This window comes from uncultured Ruminococcus sp. (assembly GCF_947301925.1).
Taxonomy (GTDB): Bacteria; Bacillota; Clostridia; order Oscillospirales; family Ruminococcaceae; genus Ruminococcus.
The window spans coordinates 81,791-104,961 of sequence record NZ_CAMYUE010000005.1 but is presented as its reverse complement, the minus strand read 5'-3'; the positions used below and the strand labels follow the sequence as shown (position 1 = coordinate 104,961).

21 protein-coding genes are annotated in these 23,171 nt (G+C 50.9%); 15 read left to right on the top strand and 6 right to left on the bottom strand.

The features are described from left to right. Positions 1-10 precede the first annotated feature (10 nt). The 3 genes from dnaX to recR are packed head-to-tail and all read left to right on the top strand — an operon-like array spanning position 11 to position 2,643. Entirely contained in the window at positions 11-1,624 is a 1,614-nt protein-coding gene (gene dnaX / locus Q0Y65_RS08440; RefSeq protein WP_297958842.1) for a DNA polymerase III subunit gamma/tau, read from the top strand. A 59-nt stretch (positions 1,625-1,683) separates the two neighbouring features. Further along, a complete protein-coding gene (locus Q0Y65_RS08435; protein ID WP_297958841.1) occupies positions 1,684-2,034 on the top strand; it encodes a YbaB/EbfC family nucleoid-associated protein in 351 nt (116 codons plus the stop codon). 6 nt (positions 2,035-2,040) lie between these two features. Next, positions 2,041-2,643 carry a recombination mediator RecR gene (gene recR / locus Q0Y65_RS08430; protein WP_297958840.1) on the top strand — a complete coding sequence of 201 codons (603 nt, stop codon included), beginning with the start codon at positions 2,041-2,043 and terminating at the stop codon, positions 2,641-2,643. Between the two features lie 38 nt (positions 2,644-2,681). Here recR and Q0Y65_RS08425 read toward each other — a convergent pair whose 3' ends face one another. Both Q0Y65_RS08425 and Q0Y65_RS08420 read right to left on the bottom strand, forming a co-directional pair. Next, complete coding sequence (locus Q0Y65_RS08425) at positions 2,682-3,167, bottom strand: YkgJ family cysteine cluster protein (protein ID WP_297958839.1); 486 nt, start codon at positions 3,165-3,167, stop codon at positions 2,682-2,684. 56 nt (positions 3,168-3,223) lie between these two features. Continuing rightward, entirely contained in the window at positions 3,224-3,430 is a 207-nt protein-coding gene (locus Q0Y65_RS08420; RefSeq protein ID WP_297958838.1) for a hypothetical protein, read from the bottom strand. Between the two features lie 240 nt (positions 3,431-3,670). Between Q0Y65_RS08420 and Q0Y65_RS08415 the strand changes: the two genes are divergently transcribed. Together Q0Y65_RS08415 and Q0Y65_RS08410 are read left to right on the top strand one after the other, a co-directional pair. Further along, the gene (locus Q0Y65_RS08415) at positions 3,671-4,642 is read left to right on the top strand and encodes a helix-turn-helix domain-containing protein (protein WP_297958837.1); all 972 of its coding nucleotides are present in this window, start codon (positions 3,671-3,673) and stop codon (positions 4,640-4,642) included. Positions 4,643-4,692: 50 nt separating this feature from the next. Continuing rightward, a complete protein-coding gene (locus tag Q0Y65_RS08410) occupies positions 4,693-5,487 on the top strand; it encodes a hypothetical protein (protein WP_297958836.1) in 795 nt (264 codons plus the stop codon). A 78-nt stretch (positions 5,488-5,565) separates the two neighbouring features. On the opposite strand, the gene Q0Y65_RS08405 is transcribed toward Q0Y65_RS08410, so the two are convergent. Further along, a complete protein-coding gene (locus Q0Y65_RS08405) occupies positions 5,566-6,774 on the bottom strand; it encodes a hypothetical protein (protein ID WP_297958835.1) in 1,209 nt (402 codons plus the stop codon). A 465-nt stretch (positions 6,775-7,239) separates the two neighbouring features. On the opposite strand from Q0Y65_RS08405, the gene Q0Y65_RS08400 reads away from it, so the two are divergent. The 6 genes from Q0Y65_RS08400 to Q0Y65_RS08375 all read left to right on the top strand — a co-directional run bounded on the left by Q0Y65_RS08400 (position 7,240) and on the right by Q0Y65_RS08375 (position 14,886). Continuing rightward, on the top strand, positions 7,240-9,648 hold the full coding sequence (locus Q0Y65_RS08400; protein WP_297958834.1) for a glycogen/starch/alpha-glucan phosphorylase: 2,409 nt from the start codon (positions 7,240-7,242) through the stop codon (positions 9,646-9,648). Between the two features lie 92 nt (positions 9,649-9,740). Then, a complete protein-coding gene (locus Q0Y65_RS08395) occupies positions 9,741-11,627 on the top strand; it encodes a glycoside hydrolase family 13 protein (RefSeq protein ID WP_297958833.1) in 1,887 nt (628 codons plus the stop codon). Between the two features lie 92 nt (positions 11,628-11,719). Further along, positions 11,720-12,700: a glycosyltransferase family 2 protein gene (locus tag Q0Y65_RS08390; RefSeq protein WP_297958832.1), complete on the top strand. Its 981-nt coding sequence runs from the start codon at positions 11,720-11,722 to the stop codon at positions 12,698-12,700. Between the two features lie 2 nt (positions 12,701-12,702). Continuing rightward, a complete protein-coding gene (locus Q0Y65_RS08385) occupies positions 12,703-12,885 on the top strand; it encodes a hypothetical protein (RefSeq protein ID WP_297958831.1) in 183 nt (60 codons plus the stop codon). Positions 12,886-13,022: 137 nt separating this feature from the next. Next, positions 13,023-13,346, top strand: coding sequence for a hypothetical protein (locus tag Q0Y65_RS08380; protein ID WP_297958830.1), 324 nt, complete (start codon positions 13,023-13,025; stop codon positions 13,344-13,346). 133 nt (positions 13,347-13,479) lie between these two features. Beyond that, positions 13,480-14,886, top strand: a complete 1,407-nt coding sequence (locus Q0Y65_RS08375; RefSeq protein WP_297958829.1) for a glycine--tRNA ligase — start codon at positions 13,480-13,482, stop codon at positions 14,884-14,886. A gap of 66 nt (positions 14,887-14,952) precedes the next feature. On the opposite strand, the gene Q0Y65_RS08370 is transcribed toward Q0Y65_RS08375, so the two are convergent. The 3 genes from Q0Y65_RS08370 to Q0Y65_RS08360 all read right to left on the bottom strand — a co-directional run bounded on the left by Q0Y65_RS08370 (position 14,953) and on the right by Q0Y65_RS08360 (position 18,268). Further along, positions 14,953-15,477 carry a DinB family protein gene (locus tag Q0Y65_RS08370; RefSeq protein ID WP_297958828.1) on the bottom strand — a complete coding sequence of 175 codons (525 nt, stop codon included), beginning with the start codon at positions 15,475-15,477 and terminating at the stop codon, positions 14,953-14,955. A 106-nt stretch (positions 15,478-15,583) separates the two neighbouring features. After that, positions 15,584-17,524, bottom strand: coding sequence for a threonine--tRNA ligase (gene thrS / locus Q0Y65_RS08365; RefSeq protein WP_297958827.1), 1,941 nt, complete (start codon positions 17,522-17,524; stop codon positions 15,584-15,586). 267 nt (positions 17,525-17,791) lie between these two features. Beyond that, entirely contained in the window at positions 17,792-18,268 is a 477-nt protein-coding gene (locus tag Q0Y65_RS08360; protein ID WP_297958826.1) for a hypothetical protein, read from the bottom strand. A gap of 439 nt (positions 18,269-18,707) precedes the next feature. Here Q0Y65_RS08360 and Q0Y65_RS08355 point away from each other — a divergent pair, with 439 nt between their 5' ends. The 4 genes from Q0Y65_RS08355 (at position 18,708) to Q0Y65_RS08340 (ending at position 23,165) form a co-directional block, all read left to right on the top strand. Next, the gene (locus Q0Y65_RS08355; RefSeq protein ID WP_297958825.1) at positions 18,708-19,628 is read left to right on the top strand and encodes a uridine kinase; all 921 of its coding nucleotides are present in this window, start codon (positions 18,708-18,710) and stop codon (positions 19,626-19,628) included. A gap of 30 nt (positions 19,629-19,658) precedes the next feature. Continuing rightward, positions 19,659-21,863: a polyphosphate kinase 1 gene (gene ppk1, locus Q0Y65_RS08350; protein ID WP_297958824.1), complete on the top strand. Its 2,205-nt coding sequence runs from the start codon at positions 19,659-19,661 to the stop codon at positions 21,861-21,863. Positions 21,864-21,979: 116 nt separating this feature from the next. Continuing rightward, entirely contained in the window at positions 21,980-22,621 is a 642-nt protein-coding gene (locus Q0Y65_RS08345; protein WP_297958823.1) for a phosphatidylcholine/phosphatidylserine synthase, read from the top strand. An 82-nt stretch (positions 22,622-22,703) separates the two neighbouring features. Then, entirely contained in the window at positions 22,704-23,165 is a 462-nt protein-coding gene (locus Q0Y65_RS08340) for a lipocalin family protein (RefSeq protein ID WP_297958822.1), read from the top strand. Positions 23,166-23,171: the final 6 nt, after the last annotated feature.

Genomic DNA, 23,171 nt, shown 5'->3' with positions numbered 1-23,171 from the left:
AGAAAAGGCTGTGTACAAGGCACTTTACCGCAAGTGGCGTCCCCTTACCTTCGACGACGTCATCTCTCAGGAATACACCACCGAAGCCCTGAAAAATCAGATAATCAGCGGTAAGACCGCCCACGCCTACCTTTTCACAGGCTCCCGCGGCACAGGCAAGACCACCTGCGCCCGTATCCTCGCAAAGGCCGTGAACTGCCGCAATATGAAAAACGGCAATCCCTGCCTCGAATGCGATATCTGCCGCGACGCAGACAGCGGCGCACTTACCGATATAGTGGAAATTGACGCCGCTTCCAACAACGGCGTGGACAATATCCGCGACCTCCGCGATGCCGCAGTTTATACTCCCGAGCGCGGAGCCTACAAGATCTACATCATAGATGAGGTGCATATGCTCTCTCAGGGTGCATTCAACGCCCTCCTGAAAATAATGGAGGAGCCCCCTCCCTATGTGAAGTTCATACTGGCCACCACCGAGATACACAAGGTGCCCGCAACTATCGTATCACGCTGTCAGCGCTACGATTTCCGCAGGATAAAGGCCGAGGACATTGCAAAAAGGATAAGCTATATCGCTCAGCAGGAGGATATTGACCTCACAGAGGACGGCGCCGCCATGATAGCAAAGCTGGCTGACGGCGGTATGCGTGACGCGGTGTCACTTCTTGACCAGTGCTCGGTGTGCGCCGAGGTCATCAACGCCGAGGCCGTCTCAAACGCCGCAGGCATCGCAGGCAGGGACTACCTCTACGATATGCTGGACGCCGTATCCGATTCCGATACCCCAAGGGCGCTGGCTGTGACAGCCTCCCTCTACGATATGTCAAAGGACCTCACAAGGCTATGCGAGGAGCTCATAATCCAGCTCCGCAACGTCATGCTGCTGAAGGCCTCTCCCGAGACTGCGGAAAAGCTGATAGTATGTATGCCCGACGAGCTTGACCGCCTGAAGGCCATTGCCGACAGGAGCAGCCTCCCCACAGTAATGGACAGATTATCCATGCTCCAGGAGTGCCGCGAACGTATGCAGAGAGCCATGAACAAGCGTGTGGAGTTCGAGATGTCGCTGATAAAACTGTGCTCGGGCACGGTGAATACGGCTCAGGGTATTGACAATTCCGAAATATATGATAAAATAAAACAGTTGGAGGATAAGATAGCCTCTGCCCCGACAGCAGCCGCTGCCGCAGGACAGGCTCCCGAACAGCCCGAGGTGCTGGAGGCCAGCGCGGCTCCTGCCGACGAGAAGATAATCCCCTCCATAGACATAAAGAAGCTCAGAGCCGAGGACATCGTCCCCTGCGAGCGCTGGGCAGAGATACTGGAGGAATTCCGCCTCATAAATCCTGCCGTTGCGGGAAGCCTTGACGGCTCCTTTGCAGGCACAGCAGGCAATTATATATTCATAACCGCTCAGAACCGCTTCTTCATGGATCTGTTCAAGGTCAAGGAGAATGCCGCTTCACTGGGCTCGGCCATTGCCAAGGTGCTGGGACAGCGCTTCATAATCAAGGCAAAATGTGCCACCACGGTGAACGAGCAGAAAAACCTTGCGGAGAACCTCATCAGAAAAGCCATGGAGAACAGGATCGAAACGGCTGTGGAGAAGGAAAACGCTTAAAAAGCAAATATTATTTGCTTGATTATATAAGAAAACACATTTTCAAAGGAGAATTTAAAATGAAAGCAAGAATACCCAGGAACGTAAACGGCGGCGGCGCCCAGAATATGAACCAGATGATCAAGCAGGCTCAGAAGATGCAGGATCAGATCACTGAGCTCCAGGAGGACATCGAGGCAAGAGAGTTCTCCGCTACAGCAGGCGGCGGTGCAGTTGAAGTCACCATCACAGGCAAGAAGACCATCAAGTCCCTCACTCTCAAGCCCGAGGTTGTTGATCCCGAGGACATAGATATGCTCCAGGACCTCATCATCAGCGCTGTAAACGAGGCTATCAACAATGTTGAGAACACAACAGAGACAGAGATGAGCAAGATCACTGGCGGAGTATCTCTCCCCGGCCTTTTCTGATAGATAATGGCAGATCATAACGCGCTCCCGCTGGTGATACTGGCGGAGAAGTTCGCTTCCCTCCCCGGCATAGGCATGAAGTCCGCGCAGAGACTTGCGTACCATGTCATGTCTATGGATCAGGAGGCTGTCGAAGACTTCGCAAAGGCGCTCATCGACGCAAAGAAGAACGTTCACTGCTGCAAGTGCTGCCAGAACCTGACGGAAAGGGAGATATGCCCTATCTGCGACGATCCTCAGCGCGACAGGAGCGTCATCTGCGTTGTCGAGAACCCCAAGGACGTCACGGCCTTCGAGCGCACAAGGGAATACGGCGGAGTATACCACGTTCTCCACGGGCTGCTTTCGCCTATGGACGGCATCACTCCCGACAAGCTCCGCGTGAAGGAGCTCCTTGCAAGGATAGCGGAGGGCGGCGTCGAGGAGGTCATTATGGCCACCAATCCCACTGTTGAGGGCGACGCTACCGCAATGTACATAGCCGGTCTGCTGAAGCCCATGGGCATAAAGGTGACCCGTCTCGCATTCGGTCTCCCTGTGGGAGGCATACTTGAATACGCCGACGAGGTAACGCTGTTCAAGGCTCTGGAAAACAGGAACGATATGTAAAAAACGGGCATAATGCCCGTTTTTTTGCAATATTCTCTTTAAAGCGGCTTTTTCTCGAAAAGCAGCACGGGATAGCCCTCGTAGTAGGGCTTGACTATCTCGGGGTGAAGGTCGGCATAGGCGAATATCCTGTCCGCCAGTCCCGCCTTCAGGAAGTCCACCAGCTGCGACAGAGGACGGTGATACAGCTCGTCGCATATGGACGCAAGGGTTATGGCGCGTCTGCCGCCCACCTCCATTATGCGGTAGGGCCAGATACGACAGTCAAAGGGCTTGTCGTCGCCCAGCATACAGCCTGTGTCCGTAAGGGCGGGACATGAGAAAAGCTCGTCGCCCCTGAGCTCTCCCACTCTGAATATATAGCCGCCGTCCTTGGTGACGAACTCCGTACCCGGACGGGCCTCCCTTATCCTTTCGCAGAGCTCCGCGGTAAAAACGGGGGTCTCCCAGACGTCATAGCGGTCAAATATGCAGCAGAGGCGGCATTGAGCACAGGCCTCGCCGCTGAGTATCTCCTTCAGCATGGCAGGTCTCCTTTCGGTTCAATAAAAAGGGGCATTATAAAAATGCCCCTTTCCGATCACTTCTTGATCTTCTCGACAATGTCCTCGACCTTGTCCTTTACCTTTTCGATGTTCTCCTTGGTAGCCACCTTGCTTATCATATCTTTAGCCTTGTCGATATTGTCCTTGGTAGCGACCTTGGAAACAGTCTTCTCGATCTTCTCGTCGGGGAGGTCGATTCCTGTTTTCTTTTCAACTGCTTCTACTGCCTTTTTGATCTCCATAGGGGATACCTTCTTTCGTAAAAAATTGTACTTATATTATAGCACATTTTACAGAAAAAATCAACTGTTTTTTGTCCTTTGCGGCACTGCAACCGTAAAATCTCCGAAAAACAGGCAATTGCAACTACCGTGTGACAAATTGTAAAGCAGGGTTGCTTGTATGTAACCGCCGGAAATGATAGAATAAGACCATAGACCACGGGAAGAACTCCCCGGAAAAAACACATCGGAGGAAAACATATGATACTTGCAGACAAGATAATCGAACTCAGAAAAAGATCAGGTATGTCGCAGGAGGAGCTGGCTGAGAAGCTGGGCGTCAGCAGGCAGTCAGTCTCAAAATGGGAGGGCGCACAGTCCACCCCCGACCTCAACCGCATACTTCAGCTCTCGGAGATATTCGGAGTAAGCACAGATACATTATTGAAAGATACAGAGGAGCTCACCGCACCGTCCGCTCCCCCACAGGAGTCCGCCGAGACCGAGCCCCCTCTGCGCAAGGTATCCATGGAGGAGGCCAACGCCTTCCTTCAGGTCAACGAAAAGCGCTCTATCCGCACACCTCTGGGAGTTGCACTGTGCATTCTCAGCGTAGTTCCCACAATTGTCATAGAAAGCCTTGACAGCACCGACAAATTCAGCGATATGCTCGGAGCTCCCCTGCTTTTCATAATGGTCGCCATAGGCGTTGCCCTGTTCATAATCTCGGGACAGAAAATGAAGCCCTATGACTACCTCAGCAGAGAGGGTATCGACACGGAGTACGGAGTTTCGGGCATGGCAGGCGACAAAAAGTCCAAGTACACTGCAAAGCACACTGTATTCATCGTTATCGGCGTAATACTGCTGATATTATCATTCCTGCCCACCATGATACTTGACGTCGCCGCTCCCGACAGTGACTTTGCCGACGCTTTATCGGGCGCACTGTTCTTCGGATTTGTGGCTCTGGGAGTAGGTTTTCTCACTCATACAGGCATAATCATGGGCGGCTACAGGAAGCTCCTTGAGGAGGAGAACTTCACACGCAAGAGAAAAAAGCACAGAGACAGACCCAATCCTGCAATGACAATTTACTGGTGCTGCATAACAGCGGTATATCTGCTCTGGAGCTTCATCACCCGTGCCTGGGAGATATCCTGGATAATCTGGGTTCTGGGCGCCATACTCTGCCCCGTTATCGCCATCGTATTCAGGAATAAGGACGAATGATTGACATAAGTCCCCTTTCGTGGTATAATCAGCACGAAGGGGGACTTTTTATGAAAAAATACGACAATGATATGATGAACTACGACGAAAACGGACAATATCCCGATGAAAGACCCGATGCAAAGCAGGAGACCGCCGATGAACAGCCTGCCTTCATAGACAAGGTAATGAGTAAGTTCTACACGGCATTTTTGATGCTGTCCATCGTTTTATTTATTGTTTTTTCGCGCTCAAACGAAGCGGGATACATGATAGCGCTGGTGGTGGGACTGGATTTTGTGGTATTCGGAATAACTGCCATGATATCCGAGGGAGTGAAGAAACACAAGCTCAGTATCCCGTTCTTAGGGGTCACCATATGTGCCATCCTGGGCATGGCGGGAGTATGCGCATATCACAACGGCACGCACGATACCAGAAGCTTTCTCATAAAGCTTGGCATAATCCTGTTCTTTATGGCCTTCATTGTATCAGGCTCAGCTGTGATAATACACGAATATCTCAGCCAGAGGGGCAATGCAAAAAGATGCACATTTCCCGTCACAGCAACCTGTATCCATGCAGGCACTGCTACCTCTACCGTAAACGGAAAAACAAAGTGCTACTGTCTGCCCACATACGAATACACCTACGAGGGTAAGACCTACAGATCGAAGGTATCGAACGTAACTCAGGTCCGCTCAGAGGATATGAACTACGAAATAATGATAGACCCCGACCACCCGAAAATAGCCTATGACCCCGATTCGGAAAAGAGCTGGTTCCTTTCGGTGATATTCGGTACCCTGTTCGTGGCAATGCCAATTATAGCCCTGATAGTGATATTCGCATTCCTTGATTTCTGAATCAGGAATATTATCCCATAAAACAGACAATAATAAAAGCAGTTCCTTGCGGAACTGCTTTTTGCTTTATTATCTGTATCAGAGCTTGTTCTTCTCTTCCTCGATGAGCTTGAGGAGGTCGTCTACGGACATATCCGCAGCCTTCTTCTTGCGCTCGTTGCGCTCTGTCTTGCTGATGATATCCGAGATATCGGGAGTGCTGCTCTTTCTGGGCGGCTTGGGAGCTGCTGTTGAAGGAGCTGACTGGCTTCTCAGAGGAGTCGTCTTGGGAACGTCGTTCCTTGACATCTCTGCAAGCTGGCTCTTGGAGAGTATTCCCGTATTATCGCTGATAGGCTCGGCAGGTGCCTGCTGAGGAGTGCTTGTGGTCTTGATGTTGAAGGTGCCTGTGCGCTCAGCCTCTGCTGTCTTGCGGAGCATTTCCTCTCTGAGGGCGTCTGCTGTGGGAGCTGTAGACGATGAACCGCCCACGTTCCTTGCTGCGAAGGTACTCTCTGCGCTGCGCTGAGTCTTGAACTGCATGGTGCGCTCCTTCTCCTTCTGGTAGGGAGAATCGGGATTTACCTTCTTCTGGCTGAAGTTCTCGGCAATGGACATCTTCTTGCGCTCAAGCTCGTTGCTGGGCTGTATCTCCTGTGATGGCTCGAAGAGGGGATTTGCGGTCTTGTCGTGGATATTCTTCCTGCTCTCGGAGTCTGCTCTCTCCTTCTCCTTCTCGTCGTACTCGTAGAAGCCGAACTCGTCATCGTCGTCGCCCTTTGAGGAAGCGATCTTGGCTATGAGGAAGATGACCAGAAGCACGCAGGGGAGAACCAGAAGTGCAAGTATGCCCTTGATGCCGGAAGCGAATCTTATTAGTCCGCCGATCTCGCTGCTCTGGGTATGACCTGTGCAGAGAGCGGCGATCTTGTCCTTGGTGATGGGCTCCTCGCTGCCGATATTGGTAGCGTCGGCCGTAATGTATTTCTCCGTGCCGTCCTCTGCGGTAACGATGTCGTATATGCTGAGAACGTGGAGCTTTTCGGGATCAGCCGAGGGATATGCCAGAACGATATCGCCCTTTGCAACGGAGAGATCCTTTGCGTCGGGAGCTATGAGAGCCGCGCCCTTGGCCACATTATCGCCCATATTGTCCGATTCCTTGACGATATAGACGTAATTGCCGAATATTTTGGGAGTCTTGCCTCCGGAGAATGCAATGTTTACAATGATCGAGATAACGATCAGGATTATACAAAGTACGATCAGAACGAATTTAAGTACCGAGAAACGCTTTTTGTTTTCCATAAACCTCACCTTTTTCAATTTCTTTTGTTGTCATTTTTTCTACACTTTTTCTTTGCGGCTCTGTTTTTCGGAAACCGCTTTATATATTATATCACATATTATTACAAATTTCAAACATTTTCTAAGTTTTATCTTTTAAAAATATAGAAAATTTTTTCAAACCAAATTTTTTCGTGCATATACACAAATCACCAGCTTTTTATTTGTCTGTTCTGCACAATCAAAAAGCGCACCTTCAAGCCCTGTTACAACGGAGTTTTTAGCGATTTTCCGCAATATATAAATTTAGTGGACAAATATTTGTTGAAATATGCACTTGAAATCTCTTATAAATCATAGTATAATTATTGATGTATACCGCTTGTAGAATAATATCTCCCTGTTCCCCTATAGCTCGTAGTTATAGCGGGGAGGTGTTATACAAAGGGTAATAACGCCGCTCCTGCGGCAGAATGGAGATCAGATATGGCTACTAAAAAAGCAAATCCTCTCATGGACAGGATCAAGGAAGAGTTCCCGAGAAAGCTTCAGCTTTTGTACAGCGTTTCTCCCGAGGAGGCTTCCGATAAGCAGGTTTACCATGTTCTTTCCTCGATAATCGTGGAAATACTTGGCGCGAAGAGGCAGAGCTTCATCAATCACACCCACTCGGTGGGCGGCAAGCAGATCTACTACCTTTCAATGGAGTTCCTCATGGGACGCTCCCTCAAAACAAGCATCTACAATCTCGAGCTGGCCGACGGCATAAAGGCCATGCTGAAACAGTATGACATCAATCTCGATAAAATATACGAAAACGAGCCCGACGCAGGTCTGGGCAACGGCGGTCTGGGCAGACTTGCCGCCTGCTACCTTGACGGCCTTGCGACCATGGGCTTCCCCGCAATGGGATATTCGCTCTGCTACGAGTACGGCATATTCCAGCAGAAGCTGGAGGACGGCTGGCAGACAGAGCTCCCCGACAACTGGCTCCCCGGCGGCTCGGTATGGCTGGTGCCCAAGCCCGAGCTCTCCATAGACGTCCACTTCGAGGGCGACCTTCAGGAGTACTGGGACAATCAGTACCACTACATCTCCCATGTGAACTACAATACCGTTGTGGCAACTCCCTACGATATGTACGTTTCGGGATACGGCTCGGAGGGAGTATCCGTGCTGAGACTCTGGTCCGCAAAGGCCCCCAATTTCGACATGGAGATGTTCAACAAGGGCAACTACGAAAGCGCACTTGCCCAGAATTCCATCGCAAACGCCATCTCGAAGATACTCTACCCCAACGATAACCACCTGGAGGGCAAGAGCCTCCGTCTCCGCCAGCAGTATTTCCTCTGTGCGGCTTCAATAGGCGATATCGTAAACACACACATGAACGTTTACGGCACCCTCGAAAACCTTGCAGACAAGGTAGCTATCCACATCAACGACACCCATCCCACACTGGCTATCCCCGAGCTCATGCGCATACTCCTTGACGACTGCGGCTATACTTGGGAGAAGTCATGGGATATCGTAACAAAGACCTTCGCCTACACCAACCACACCGTTATGGCAGAGGCTCTGGAGAAGTGGGACGTTAACCTTGTAAAGTCCGTTATACCAAGAATATTCTCCATCATCGTTGAGATAAACAACCGCTACTGCGCTTCTCTCATGGAGAGAAACGGCGGCGACAGCGCAAAGACCACCCGTATGTCCATAATCAAGGACAACCAGATACACATGGCTACCCTCTGCGTTGCGGCTTCACACAGCGTAAACGGCGTATCCAAGCTCCACTCGCAGATAATCAAGGATTCCGTATTCCACGACGAGTACGAGAATACTCCCGATAAGTTCAAGAACGTCACCAACGGCATCGCCTACAGAAGATGGCTCTACCAGTCCAATCCCGGACTTACAAAGCTGCTGAAGGACACTATCGGCGCCAAGTTCATCAAGGACGGCGCAGAGCTTGAAAAGTTCCGCAAGTTCCAGGACGATGAGGAGGTGCTCAAGAAGCTCACCGACGTAAAGAAGGCCAACAAGGAAGCCTTTGCCAAGTACGTCAAGGGCAATTCCGGCATTATACTCAATACGGACAGCATCTTCGACGTTCAGGTAAAGCGTCTCCACGAATACAAGAGACAGCACCTCAATGTCATGAATATCCTTACGGATTACGCATATCTCCTCAATGACCCCGATGCGCCCTTCACTCCCAAGACCTATATCTTCGCAGCAAAGGCGGCTCCCGGCTATTATCTGGCAAAGCAGATAATCAAGCTCATCTGGGCTATCTCCGAGGAGATAAGGAAGAACCCCAGGATCAACCAGAAGCTCTCTGTAGTATTCCTGGAGAACTACTGCGTTACCCTTTCGGAGCACCTCATGCCTGCCTCCGACGTATCGGAGCAGATATCCCTTGCGGGTACAGAGGCTTCGGGTACGGGCAATATGAAGCTCATGCTCAACGGCGCCATCACTCTCGGTACTCTTGACGGAGCAAACATCGAGATCAAGGAGGCCTGCGGCGACGATAACATCGTCATCTTCGGCATGACCACTCCCGAGGTAAACGAGCTGAAGGCAAGAGGCTACGATCCTTGCAGCTACTACCACAATGACGGACGAATCCACGAGGCTATCGACCGTATGTACCACGGCATAAACGGCTGTACCTTCAACGATGTGGCAAACTCGCTGAAGGACAGGGATCCCTATATGGTTCTTGCAGACTTCGACAGCTACAGAAAGGCACAGCAGTATATCACAGAGTGCTATAACGATAAAATGAAATGGGCAAAAATGTCCCTTAACAATATCGCAGGCGCGGGTATCTTCTCGGCAGACCGCGCTGTAACGGAATATGCCGACGATATCTGGCATTTAAGGTGATCGGATAAAGAACATAAGGGGGGCGTTCATAACTGCGTCCCCCTTTTTCGGCGATACACAGTCTATAATCATTTTTAACGGAGTGTTTTTATATGAGACCTATCTATGACACATGGAATTTAGGCTATAAATCAATATTCGGAGCGGTAAGGCAGTTCGAGACCTGCCGTTTCACCATAAGGCTCCCCAAGGACATAAATCCCGACTTCTCCCCCGTGCTGGTGCTGTTCCGCACAGGCTTCAAGGAACGCTTTATCAGCATGAACGACGTCACCGAGGAGGAGGACTGCTTCGCCTATTCGGCTGAATACAACGCAAGATACGCCGACATACACTACTACTATTTCTCATACACCGAAGGCGGCATACGCCACTATATCAAGAAGATAAACGTCCACGAGGGCGGCCTCGACCACGGCGAGATGTTCCAGCTCACCGTATACAAGAGCCGCTATGAAACTCCCGACTTCCTCAAGGGCGGAGTCATGTACCAGATATTCCCCGACCGCTTCTGCAAGAGCGGCAAGCCCAAAGAGAATATCCCCAAGGGCAGAGTGCTCCGCGAGGACTGGGACGGCACTCCCTTCTATAAGCCCGACGAGCACGGCCATGTCTGGAACAACGACTACTTCGGCGGAGATTTCGCAGGCATACAGTCAAAGCTGCCCTACCTGAAAAGTCTGGGCGTGACCTGCATCTACCTCAATCCCATATTCGAGTCCCATGAGAACCACCGCTACAATACCGCCGACTACATGAAGGCCGATCCCCTCCTGGGCACCAACGAGGAGTTCGCCGAGCTGTGCAGAGAAGCCGAAAGCATGGGCATATCCGTCATACTGGACGGCGTATTCTCCCATACAGGCGCCGACAGCGTATACTTCAACAAGTTCGGCCGCTATCCCGAAGTCGGCGCCTTCCAGTCAAAGGACAGCAAGTACTATGACTGGTACTCATTCATAGATTATCCCAATACATACGAAGCATGGTGGGGAATAGACACCCTTCCCAACGTATGTGAGAACAACGAGGACTATACCGATTTCATATGCGGCGAGGAAGGCGTTCTCCGCTACTGGCTGGATATGGGCGCGGCAGGCTGGCGCCTGGACGTGGCGGACGAGCTCCCCGACCAGTTCCTCAATAATCTGCGCAAGTCCGTAAAGGGCTACGACAAGGACAGGATAATAATAGGCGAGGTCTGGGAGGACGCCTCCAACAAGGAGAGCTACGGCGTAAAGCGCCGCTACCTTCTGGGCGATCAGCTTGACTCTGTTATGAACTACCCCTTCCGCGAGGCAATAATCAGCTTCATGAAGGGCGGAAAGCCCATCGACTTCATCAACTCCGTCATGACCATAGTGGAGAACTACCCCAAGCCCACCATAGATGTGCTAATGAACTTCGTCTCCACCCACGATATCGAGCGTGCCATAAACCGTCTCGGCGGCGAGAACTGCGACGACAAGAGCAAGGACTGGATGGCGGAAAAATGGCTGTCCGAGGAGCAGTACGCCCACGGCAAGGAGCTCCTCAAGGCCGCAATGGCGCTTCAGTTCTTCCTGCCGGGAGTTCCCAGCATATACTACGGCGACGAGGCAGGACTTCAGGGCTACAAGGACCCCTTCAACCGCCGCTGCTATCCCTGGGGACATGAGGATCAGGAGCTCATCGCCTATGTTTCGGAGCTCAGCCGCGTAAGAAAGACCATACCCAACATGAAGGACGGAAGGATATACTTCGTCATCAACGAGAAGGAGGTCCACGACAGCCGCCTCATCGGCTTTACCCGTCAGGGAAAGAAGCTGGACTATATAATCTTCGTAAACAGGAGCGGCGACACGGTAAAGCTGGGCAATATGAGCGGAATACTGTCCCGTTTCGAAGACTTGCAGCCATTCTACGGCGAGTTCATGGACGATACCGTAACCGTAAAGCCCTACGGCTATACCATCATCAAGGCAAGATTTGTAAAGTAGATCAGCACAGGGAGCACTGTGTGCGGCCGATATGATTGACATAAGTCCGCCTCTGTGTTATACTGATAAAAAACATCTGAAAGGACTCCGACATGGATAAGCCCGAAATACTATATATGGTAGTTCCGTGCTACAACGAGCAGGAGGTGCTCCACGAGACTGCGGAACAGCTGAAAAACAAATACAACGCCCTGATGGCTGAAGGACTTATATCAAAGGAAAGCCGCATCGTATTCGTGAACGACGGCTCCTCGGATCAGACCTGGGGCATTATAAGAGAGCTCCACGAGACAGAGCCGCAGCTGTTCTCGGGCATAGACCTTGCCCATAACAGCGGACACCAGAACGCTGTCCTTGCAGGCCTCATGACCGTCAAGGACATCTGCGATATGTGCATCACCATGGACGCCGACCTCCAGGACGACGTTGATACCATAGATGAAATGGTGAAGAAATACTACGAGGGCAATCAGGTGGTCTACGGCGTAAGGAGCGCAAGGGATACCGACAGCTTCTTCAAGAAATCCACAGCCGAGGGCTTTTACAAGTTCATGAAGCTCATGGGCGCTGATGTGGTGTACAATCATGCGGACTTCCGCCTTATGAGCAAAAGGGTATTGCAGGAGCTCTCGGGCTTCAGGGAGGTCAACCTGTTCCTCCGCGGCATGGTGCCTCTCATAGGCTTCAAGAACTGCAAGGTGTACTACGAGCGCCATGAGAGAGCCGCAGGCGAGAGCAAGTACCCGCTGAGAAAAATGCTGTCCTTTGCCATAAACGGCATAACCTCATTCAGCACAAAGCCCCTGAAGCTCATAACAACTCTGGGCTTTGTGATGTCGGTAGCCAGCATACTTGCCTTTATATGGGCGTTCATCGCCAAGATAGGCGGCTTCACCGAGCACGGCTGGTCAAGCACCATATGCTCCATATGGCTCATAGGAGGCTTGCAGCTGTTCTGCCTGGGAATAATAGGCGAGTACATAGGCAAGATATACGCCGAGGTCAAGCAGAGACCGCGGTATATAGTCGCGGAGTTCCTCAGCGACGCGAATGAAAAAAATAAGGAGATATAACAATGGACTCTTTAATGACAAGTATTGAAGGATTTCTGTCACATTACTGGGCTGTTATCCTATTTATCATCGTACTGATAATACTCATAAAAGTAAAGCATAAAATAAAGAAAGCCATCTTTTTTGCAATACTTATCGGAGCCGCCCTGTTTGCATCGGGCGTTACCATCTTCAATTTCAATTAGACAGGCAGCGCAGTTTATCTGCGCTGCTTCTGTTTTTTAAGCAACGTGAAAGTTTTATTACTCTTCCGTCACTTATGTTGACTTACGGTATCCACCGGCCTATAATAGTAGTATACTACTGTAAGGAGGGCTTTATCATGGCTCAGGACGCAAAAAACAAAAACAGCTCCGTACTGATACCCGTATTATTGACAGCGGCTTTCATATTTGTCATACTGCTTTCGGTATACGGTTACTTATACCTCATTCCCAGAAGCACAGAGGAGTATTATCACCGCCTTGTAAGCAAGTTTTACGTCAGCGCTTCCATGGAAAATGCCAAAAAGGCCGCCCGCCTGTCTGTCAGGATCGCAAGGGCAGGCATAGCAGTATTCGGAACTGTAGATGTACTCGCCGCAGTGGGCTCCTTCCTTTGTATCAGGAAAATAAAGAGACGCGGAAGCGCCGCTATTGAGCAGTAATATCATGGTTTTCCCGCCGAAAGGCGGGAAAAACCTTAAAAAGCGTCCCAAATCATGATTGCTCTTGACTTTTTCGGGCGTTTGCGGTAAAATATAAGTTGACTATTAATAAATTAAAGCGAGGTTGCTTATTATGCTTAAAAACAATGAAAAAGTAATGGACAAGATAGTTGACCTTTGTAAGTCAAAGGGCTTCGTATACCCGGGCTCCGAGATCTACGGCGGTCTTGCAAATACATGGGACTACGGTCCTCTCGGCGTTGAGCTCAAGAACAACATCAAGAGAGCATGGATGAAGAAGTTCGTACAGGAGAACAAGTACAACGTAGGCCTTGACTCCGCTATCCTCATGAACCCCCAGACCTGGGTGGCTTCCGGACATATCGGCGGCTTCTCGGATCCTCTCATGGACTGTAAGGAGTGCAAGACCCGTCACCGTGCAGATAACCTCATCGAGGACTTCGACGGCACAAACGTTGCAGGCTGGTCAAACGAGCAGATGATGGACTACATCAAGGAAAAAGGCATCGTATGCCCCAACTGCGGCAAGCAGAACTTCACCGATATCCGTCAGTTCAACCTTATGTTCAAGACCTTCCAGGGCGTAACAGAGGACAGCAAGTCAGAGCTCTATCTCCGTCCCGAGACTGCACAGGGCATATTCGTAAACTTCGCTAATATACAGAGAACTACCCGTAAGAAGGTACCCTTCGGCGTTGCTCAGGTGGGCAAGTCCTTCCGTAACGAGATCACTCCCGGAAACTTCATCTTCCGTGTTCGTGAGTTCGAGCAGATGGAGCTCGAGTTCTTCTGCAAGCCCGGCACTGACCTTGAGTGGTTCGACTACTGGAGAAGCTACTGCAAGAACTTCCTGCTCTCACTGGGTCTCAAGGAGGAGAATATCCGTCTCCGCGACCACGATCAGGAGGAGCTCTGCTTCTATTCAAAGGCTACAACAGACTTCGAGTACCTCTTCCCCTTCGGCTGGGGCGAGCTCTGGGGCGTTGCCGACAGAACCGACTACGACCTTACACAGCACATCAACACCAGCGGAAAGTCCCTTGAATACTTTGATCCTGAGACAAACGAGAAGTACATTCCTTACGTTATCGAGCCCTCTCTCGGCGTAGAGAGACTCTTCCTCTCAGTGGTCACAGAGGCCTACGATGAGGAGGAGATAGTTTCCACCGACAAGAACGGCAACGAGAAGAAGGAAACAAGAACAGTTATGCACTTCCACCCTGCTCTCGCACCCTTCAAGGCTGCTGTGCTTCCTCTTGTAAAGAAGCTCACACCCAAGGCTGAGGAGGTATACGAGATGCTCTCCAAGAAGTTCATGGTAGACTTCGACGAAGCAGGCACTATCGGCAAGAGATACCGCCGTCAGGACGAGATCGGTACTCCCTTCTGTATCACATACGACTTCGATACACTTGAAAAGGACAACTGCGTAACAGTCCGTGACCGTGACACAATGCAGCAGGAGAGAGTTGCTATCGACGATCTGGTAGCATACCTCGAAGCTAAGATGACATTCTGATTGCAGGGAACGCCGTTCCCGGAGTTCCGCAATTCAAAAAAAGGACGCCCGATGGGCGTCCTTTTATTATTTCGTAACCTGTCCCTTGCGGTATCTGCCGAAGAATATTCCGTCATCGACGTATTTATCAGCCTGTGATACCCACATAGGGAATTTTCCCGTAGCCAGAGCCGTCTGACCGTTGAGCATTCCCGTGTGGAATGAGATATGCCTGAATTGTCTGAGCACAAGCTCCATGCGTGTATGCTCGCAGTTTTCGGGACATTCATAGAGCATTTCGTCCGTGAGACTGTCGATGTAATCGAGAGTCTTTTTCTCAACAGCGTCCAGATATTCAAGGAGCTGCTCATCGGAAAGCACTACAGACGCAGGATTATCGGGATTGTCCAGCCCCTCCTCGTGGAAAGGCGGTTCATCGTAAACGCAGGGATTTATGAACCACTTGTTCGCCGAGTGTATGGCGTGATATGCCCAGCGCCAGCAGGGAGCTCCGCAGCAGAGAGCATTTCTGTCGTAAGTTCGCAGTGAAGTCCTTATGTTCATAAAGTTAGGGATCACCATGTCCTTGATTATCATGCAAAGCTCGTTCATAAATATCCCTCCGTTTTTTTTTTATTTGCAGGCAGATAATATCCGCCCTGTACATGATAATTCTGTATAAAACAGGGGCTGCCCGTCGGCAGCCCCTGATCGCTTATCAAAGAGTGTCTATGATATCGAGAGAGTGCTCCTCGTTCATAGTTCTGCACATCTCGATGAACTTGTCCAGCGGAATGTTCTTGAGCTGCTTGTTTCCGCGGATATTGATAGAAATAAGGTCGTTTTCAGCCTCGTTGTCGCCGATGATGACAACATACGGATCCTTGTAGTCCTTGAAGCGTCTGATCTTGTTCTTCATGTTGTCGTCGGTGTAGTCCACCTCTGCTCTGATGTGGTTCTTCTTGAGGAGGTCAGCCACCTTCTTAGCGTAGTCGTTGTGATCTGTTCTGATAGGAACGATACCTACCTGCATCGGTGAGAGCCAGAAGGGGAATGCGCCTGCGAAGTTCTCGGTGATGATACCGATGAATCTCTCGAATGAACCGAATATAGCTCTGTGTATCATTACAGGCTGCTTCTCGGAGCCGTCGGAAGCGATGTACTTCATCTTGAAGTTCAGCGGGAGCTGGAAGTCCAGCTGGATAGTACCCATCTGCCACTCACGACCGATAGCGTCCTTCATCTTGAGGTCTATCTTAGGACCGTAGAATGCGCCGTCGCCCTCGTTGAGCTCGTATCCGTCGGGACCGTACTTCTCCTCAAGTATAGCCTTGAGGTCAGCCTCTGCCTTGTTCCATACGTTGATATCGCCCATGTAGTCGTCGGGACGTGTGGACAGCTCAGCCTTGTACTCCAGACCGAAGGTCTTGTATATCTCTGTAGCGATATCCATGATATCGTTTATCTCGGAAGCTATCTGCTCCTCGGTTACGAGGATATGAGCATCGTCCTGTCTGAACTGCTGAACGCGGAAAAGACCGTTGAGCTCGCCTGACTTCTCCTTGCGGTGGATAACGTCTACCTGATTGAATTTAAGGGGCAGCTCCTTGTAGGAACGCTGCTTGTTCATGTATACCTTGATAGCGTTAGGGCAGTTCATAGGCTTAGCGCAGTAAACCTCGTTGTCCTCCTCGGCAGGGATAACGAACATACCGTCCTGATAGTGATCCCAGTGACCTGATGTTACCCAGAGCTCCTTCTTTGAGAGAACAGGGCCGGATATTTCGGTATAGCCGTGATCCTCGTGAACGCCTCTCCAGTATTCAAGGAGAGCATTGAAGAGCTTCCAGCCTCTCGGGAGCCAGTAAGGCATACCGGGAGCAGTGTGGTCGAACATGAACAGAGCCAGCTCCTTGCCCAGCTTCTTGTGGTCGCGGAGCTTTGCTTCCTCTACCATCTTGATATATTCGTCAAGCTGTGCAGCCTTGGGGAATGCGATAGCGTAAACACGGCTGAGCATCTTGTTCTTCTCGTTTCCTCTCCAGTAAGCACCTGTGCATGAAAGGAGCTTGAATGCCTTTACGGGAGCTGTTGTCATAAGGTGAGGACCTGCGCAGAGGTCAACGAACTCGCCCTGCTTGTAGAATGAGATAGGCTCGCCCTTGTCAACGTGCTCCTCGCAGAGCTCTACCTTGTAGGGCTCGTCCATTTCCTTCAGCTTTGCAACAGCCTCAGCAGGAGAAAGCTCAAACTTCTCAAGCTCAAGGTCCTCCTTGACGATCTTCTTCATCTCAGTCTCGATCTTCTCCAGCTCCTCGGGAGTGAAGGGCTTCTCAAGGTCAAAGTCATAGTAGAAGCCGTTGTCGATAGCGGGACCGATAGCCAGCTTAGCAGTAGGGTAAAGTCTCTTTACAGCCTGTGCAAGGATATGGGAGGCTGTGTGCCAGAAGGTCTTTTTGCCGTCGATAGAATCGAATGTGCATACCTCGAACTGGCAGTCGCTGTCGATGACAGTGCGGAGGTCGCTGACCTCGCCGTTGATCTTTACGCAGCAGGCAGCCTTGTAAAGTCCCATGCCTATGCCCTTGACGATCTCTGCGGCTGACTGTGCAGCCTCGATCTGACGTACACTGCCGTCAGGAAGTGTTAAATTGATCATAATGATCTCTCCTTTGAATAATAATATTTATATGAATTTATTTTTCACTGAATAATTCATCGTTTTCCCGGTTTATCGGGTTGTTTTCGATATAATCCCATGCGCTGCGATATTCATGTCCATTCCGCAATACACGGTCATAAAACGATTTTTGCCAGACCTTAAAACCTGCTTTTTTTGATACATCACCTTTGAATTTATTTATGATGCTTCCGACTATAATCGAAACCTGTCAATCGATGTTCTTTTCTAACCGGCCTGTCCATATCAATCGGCCCAGCCGGTTATTTCAAACAGCTCGCCGAAGAGCTCCACATGGACGTAATTCTCCATATAGCCGTCATCGGTGCCTGTCTCGAAGCAGACCACTGTCTCCTCCTCGTCGATATCGACGTAGACATTCCTCAGCTTCAGCAGCTTTGCAAGAGCCTGTGCGTTTCCGCCCTCATAGAAGCCGTCGTCGATAAGCATAGCTGCTATGTTATCCCTGCCGCCGTCCAGCCGCACCAGCTTTTTGGCTATATCCGAGAGGTTGCTGATGATAGTTTCCTCGCTTTCGGTATAAAAGCGCACCGTCATCATCTCGTCCCACAGCTTATACGGCAGCTCATAGGCCTCCTCCTGCTGATTGTACATGATATTGCTCACCCTATCACCTCCCGAAGCGATATAACAAAAAACGCCCCTGAAGCCTGTATTAAGGCATAAGGGACGATAGTTCACCGTGGTTCCACCCTGATTCACACGGAGAAGGCTCCGTATCTCAAGTGCTCTGTAACGGGAGCTCCCGACGCTTATTGGGCGCACTCAGAGGCGGTGTGCTGTATATCCTTTGCCGTGCAGCCTTGCACCGAACGGCTGCTCTCTGTAACGGCTGGGGAAAAGCCTTCCTCATCGACGTTTTCAGGAATATTGTAAACTTATATTAGCACAGATTTTACTATTTGTCAAGAGGTAAAGGAATGAAAACCTGATCTTTTCCCGATTTTCCGCAACGGATTAAACAGTCTGTTGAAACTCACGTTAAAAACAACAAATAAACGGGTTGAAATAGTTTAAAATATGTGGTATAATATTAATAAGTACACCATGTGCACTGTCCGGAGCGTATCCTGACCTCAGGGGGACTGCACAGGCAGGCAGCACAGGCTGCTCCAGAACAATAAATCATAAGGAGATATACATGAACATAGATATAGCAAGAATAAATCAGGGAATAGAAAAAGACCCGAAGGAATATGTAAGATCGGTAAATGAGGACTACCTCTACAAGCTGACAAAGATAGTTGACGATATAGCGGAAAACCGCAACGAAAAGCCTGTTGTGCTGCTTTCGGGGCCCTCCGGCTCGGGAAAGACCACAACGGCCATGATGATAGAAAAGCTCCTTGACGAGCGCGGACACGAGACCCACACACTCTCCATGGACAACTGGTTCTGTCCCCTTACAGAGGCGGAAAAGGCTCTTGCCGCAGAGGGCAAGATGGACCTTGAATCTCCCCTCCGCGTGGACAGCCAGCTCCTCAATCAGCAGATAGAGGCCATAAGCGCCTGCCGCGAGATAGAGCTGCCCAAGTACAACTTCAAGACCTCAACACGCACGGGCTCGGGTAAGAAATTCAAGCGCAACAAGGGCGAGATAGTCATATTCGAGGGCATTCACGCTCTGAATCCCTCGGTAATAACCGTTCCCGACAGCATGATAAGCAAGATATACGTCAGCGTGAGAACCAGGATATCGGGCGACGGCATACTCCTCCACCCGTCCAGGGTACGTCTCATGCGCCGCATGATAAGGGACAAGAACTTCCGCAAGCGCTCTCTCCGCGAGACCATGAATATGTTCCACAGCGTTGAGGCAGGCGAAAACAAGTACATAATGCCCTACAAGTACCGCTCGGACTACGATGTGGACACCTTCATGTCCTACGAGCTCTCCGCCTACAGGAACGACCTGCTCTCACAGCTGGAGGAGATGCTGGACGTTCCCGAGATAGCCGAGTCAGTAAAGGTTCTGGAGCAGCTGACTCCCCTGAGCAAGAAGGACATTTCCCCCGACTCGCTCATCTGCGAATTCATAGGCAACGGACAGTTCAAATACTGATATAACTCCATAAGGGATAGGAGACTGTATATGGAATACATGGAAAACCGGGAGCTTTCATGGCTCAAATTCAACAAAAGAGTCCTTGAAGAGGCAACTGCGCCCGAAACGCCGCTGCTGGAAAGGCTCTCTTTCTCAGCTATATATCAGAGCAACCTTGACGAATTCTTCATGGTCAGGGTGGGCTCTGTCACCGATAAGACCAAGACCGAGGCAAAGAAAAAGGACAAATTCTCGGGCATGACCCCTTCACAGCAGCTGGACGCTATCTTCACCGCTGTCCGCAGGATGCAGCCCTCCGTTGAGGAGGCTCTCCGCGCCACCATGAAGGAGCTGGCGCCCTACGGCTTTGAGCACGTTACCTTCGACAAGGCCACCAGAGAGGAGCAGACCTTCCTGGAGCTCTACTTCAAGCGAGAAATAAAGCCCTTTATATCGGGCATAGTGGTAAACGACGCCCTGCCCTTCCCGTTCCTTGTCAACAAGGAGATATACGCCGCAGTACAGCTCAGCGCAAAGAAGGGCGTATCCATAGGTTTAGTCCCCGCCTCCACAGGCCGCTCGGAGCGTATAATCCATCTGAGCAGCGACGGAAAGCGCTTTATACTGGAGGAGGAAGTGATACTCCGCTTCGCTCACCTCATGTTCAAGAACTACAAGGTCATGGACCGCGCCCTCATAAGGGTTACAAGAAGCGCGGATATAATGGCTTCCGGCAGAGGCCCCGAATTCCGCAGACGTATGGAGGAGCTGGTGGACAAACGCCGCAAGCTGGCCCCCGTGCGCCTTGAGATATCCGACGTTTTCAGCCGCAACGCCCTGGACTACCTCTGCAAGAAGCTGAAGCTGAAAAACGCCAGTGTTTTCATTTCCCGCATACCCCTTGACCTTTCCTATCTGTACACCTTGCAGGAATACGACGAGGACCCGAAGCTCCACTACGTCCCCAGGACGCCCAGAAAGCCGGCGGCTCTTTCGGACACCAGACCCGTATTCGCACAGGTCAAGTCAAAGGATATACTCCTCAGTTTCCCCTTTGAGTCCATAAACCTGTCCTTCATAAGGCTCCTTCAGGAGTCCGCCAACGACCCGAAGGTCACTTCCATAAAAATAACCCTCTACCGTCTCGCAAGGAACAGCAAGGTCATCGACGCCCTCTGCACTGCCGCTGAGCAGGGCAAGGAGGTGCTCGTCATGATCGAGCTCCGTGCCAGATTTGACGAGGAAAACAATATCGAATGGTCAAAGCAGCTCCAGGAGGCAGGCGTAAAGGTCATCTACGGCCCCAAGGAGTACAAGGCACACTCGAAGCTCCTGCTCATCACCCGGAAGGCACAGGGCGGCGGCTTTGACTACGTTACCCAGATCGGCACGGGCAACTATAACGAAAAGACCGCCTCGCTGTATACCGACCTCATGCTGCTCACCGCAGACAGGGACATCGCCGCCGACGCAGAGGCCGTATTCGCAGGCCTCGTAAACGGCACCTTCGTGGAAAAGACCAACAAGCTCCTTGTGTCTCCCCTTGCGCTGAGACCCCAGGTGCTGGCTATGATGGATCAGCAGATTGAAATTGCAAGGTCAGGCGGAAAGGGCTATATCGCCGCAAAGATCAATTCGCTCAACGACTCCGCCATAATGGAGAAGCTGGTGGAGGCGTCACAGGCAGGAGTAAAGGTGGAGCTCATCGTCCGCGGATTGTGCTGCCTTATCGCAGGAGTGCAGGGCTATACCGAGAATATCACCGTCCGCAGCATAGTGGGACGATTCCTCGAACACAGCCGTATCTTCATATTCGGCACCGACGGACCCGACCAGAGGATATACATCGGCTCTGCCGACTATATGAGCAGGAACACCATACGCCGCGTGGAGGTGGCTGCCCCCGTGGAGGACGAGCGCCTGAAAAAGCGTATCCGCGAAATGTTCCGCGTGCTCATGCGGGACAACGTCAAGGCAAGGATAATGCTCAGCGACGGAAAATATATCCACGAACGCCGCAATGCGGATACTCCCCTCAATTCTCAGGAGTATTTCTACGATGAGGCCTACAGACGCCTTGAGGACAAGACCGCAAGACAGGAGCAGCTCCGCATAAACCGCGAAGCAGGCGCCGCAAGGAAAAAGACGGCAAAAAAGCCCGCAGCAAAGGCTAAAAAGCCCGCAAAGTCTGCATCTGCCAAAAAGGAGACCACAGTCCCGAAGAAGCGCGGAAGAAAAAAAATGTCCTCATAAGTCTTTTATATGTGAAAAAGCAATAAAACACTTGAAACTTTGCTGATTTTATGATATAATAACTGGTATACTCTTTAAAGGGTATATGCGGCAATAAGTTTTTTGAGGTTTGGATAATGATTGGATACTATAGCTATACGGTTATACTTACATATATGAGTCTCATCTCGTCTGTTATAGGTATGTTCTTTGCAGCAGGCTTCGGCGGGATGGATCCACACCCCGAATACGCCATAATATGTCTTATGGTGTCGGGACTCTGTGATATGTTTGACGGAAAGGTCGCCCGTACAAAAAAAGACCGCACTGAAAGCGAGAAGAAATTCGGCATACAGATAGATTCCCTCTGCGACGCTATCTGCTTCGGAGTCCTTCCCGTGGTCATAGGCTACTCAGTTGGCATGAGAGACTGGATAGACCTGCCCATACTTGTGCTGTTCCCTCTCTGCGCCGTGATAAGGCTGGCCTACTTCAATGTGGCCGAGGAGGAAAGGCAGAAAAAGACTGCCGAGAACCGCAAGGTGTATGAGGGCCTGCCCGTTACCAGCGTAGCGCTTATACTGCCGCTGCTGTACAGCTTCCACAAGGATATCGGCGACTGGTTCCCCGAGGTCTACGGCGGCGCTCTCCTGCTCATCGCCCTCGCCTTCATCACCAGGTTCAAGGTCAAGAAGCCCAGTATGAAAACCATGCTCTGCTTTATCGGAGTAGGCGTGGCGGAGCTGATTTGGATGCTCTACAAGACCAAAACAAGATGATAATGAGGGCTGCTGCACACTGCGGCAGCCCTTTCATATAATACTTCATGCCCATGAGGGCAGAATATAAGGAGCTGCATATATGAACAAAATGATCTGCTTCATAACAGCTGCGGCAGCATTTGCGTGCTGTGCCGCGTCCTGCGGCAGCAGAAGGGTCTCCACGGACAATGTTTCGGTGCTGCTGGAAATGCGGAGCAACAGATCGGTCGAGGACATTTCCGCGGAAATGGCAGGAGACTGGGAGAGGACATCTCTCACTGTCAACGGAGAGCCCTCTGATTTCGTCCCCGATAAATTCACCTTCACCGACAACGGGAACGGCACCTTCTTCGACACACAGGGCGGACTTCACCAGATAACGTGGCATATAACCGACAGCGGCGGTATCACCATAACCTATGTGGAGACCGACGAGACCACCCCCGCCTATGAGCTCAGCGACGGCGTGCTTACGCTGACCGAGGATATCCCCGAGGGCGTCCGCGAGATATGTATAACAAAGAAGACAAAGGCCGACAATAAGGAAAACGACAATAAGTAAGGGAGA

Bases quoted from the DNA above. Each gene is read 5' to 3' on its own strand.
- Q0Y65_RS08435 (WP_297958841.1), top strand. From the start codon at position 1,684: ATGAAAGCAAGAATACCCAGGAACGTAAACGGCGGCGGCGCCCAGAAT.
- recR (WP_297958840.1), top strand. From the start codon at position 2,041: ATGGCAGATCATAACGCGCTCCCGCTGGTGATACTGGCGGAGAAGTTC.
- Q0Y65_RS08425 (WP_297958839.1), bottom strand. From the start codon at position 3,167: ATGCTGAAGGAGATACTCAGCGGCGAGGCCTGTGCTCAATGCCGCCTC.
- Q0Y65_RS08420 (WP_297958838.1), bottom strand. From the start codon at position 3,430: ATGGAGATCAAAAAGGCAGTAGAAGCAGTTGAAAAGAAAACAGGAATC.
- Q0Y65_RS08415 (WP_297958837.1), top strand. From the start codon at position 3,671: ATGATACTTGCAGACAAGATAATCGAACTCAGAAAAAGATCAGGTATG.
- Q0Y65_RS08410 (WP_297958836.1), top strand. From the start codon at position 4,693: ATGAAAAAATACGACAATGATATGATGAACTACGACGAAAACGGACAA.
- Q0Y65_RS08405 (WP_297958835.1), bottom strand. From the start codon at position 6,774: ATGGAAAACAAAAAGCGTTTCTCGGTACTTAAATTCGTTCTGATCGTA.
- Q0Y65_RS08400 (WP_297958834.1), top strand. From the start codon at position 7,240: ATGGCTACTAAAAAAGCAAATCCTCTCATGGACAGGATCAAGGAAGAG.
- Q0Y65_RS08395 (WP_297958833.1), top strand. From the start codon at position 9,741: ATGAGACCTATCTATGACACATGGAATTTAGGCTATAAATCAATATTC.
- Q0Y65_RS08390 (WP_297958832.1), top strand. From the start codon at position 11,720: ATGGATAAGCCCGAAATACTATATATGGTAGTTCCGTGCTACAACGAG.
- Q0Y65_RS08385 (WP_297958831.1), top strand. From the start codon at position 12,703: ATGGACTCTTTAATGACAAGTATTGAAGGATTTCTGTCACATTACTGG.
- Q0Y65_RS08380 (WP_297958830.1), top strand. From the start codon at position 13,023: ATGGCTCAGGACGCAAAAAACAAAAACAGCTCCGTACTGATACCCGTA.
- Q0Y65_RS08375 (WP_297958829.1), top strand. From the start codon at position 13,480: ATGCTTAAAAACAATGAAAAAGTAATGGACAAGATAGTTGACCTTTGT.
- Q0Y65_RS08370 (WP_297958828.1), bottom strand. From the start codon at position 15,477: ATGAACGAGCTTTGCATGATAATCAAGGACATGGTGATCCCTAACTTT.
- thrS (WP_297958827.1), bottom strand. From the start codon at position 17,524: ATGATCAATTTAACACTTCCTGACGGCAGTGTACGTCAGATCGAGGCT.
- Q0Y65_RS08355 (WP_297958825.1), top strand. From the start codon at position 18,708: ATGAACATAGATATAGCAAGAATAAATCAGGGAATAGAAAAAGACCCG.
- ppk1 (WP_297958824.1), top strand. From the start codon at position 19,659: ATGGAATACATGGAAAACCGGGAGCTTTCATGGCTCAAATTCAACAAA.
- Q0Y65_RS08345 (WP_297958823.1), top strand. From the start codon at position 21,980: ATGATTGGATACTATAGCTATACGGTTATACTTACATATATGAGTCTC.
- Q0Y65_RS08340 (WP_297958822.1), top strand. From the start codon at position 22,704: ATGAACAAAATGATCTGCTTCATAACAGCTGCGGCAGCATTTGCGTGC.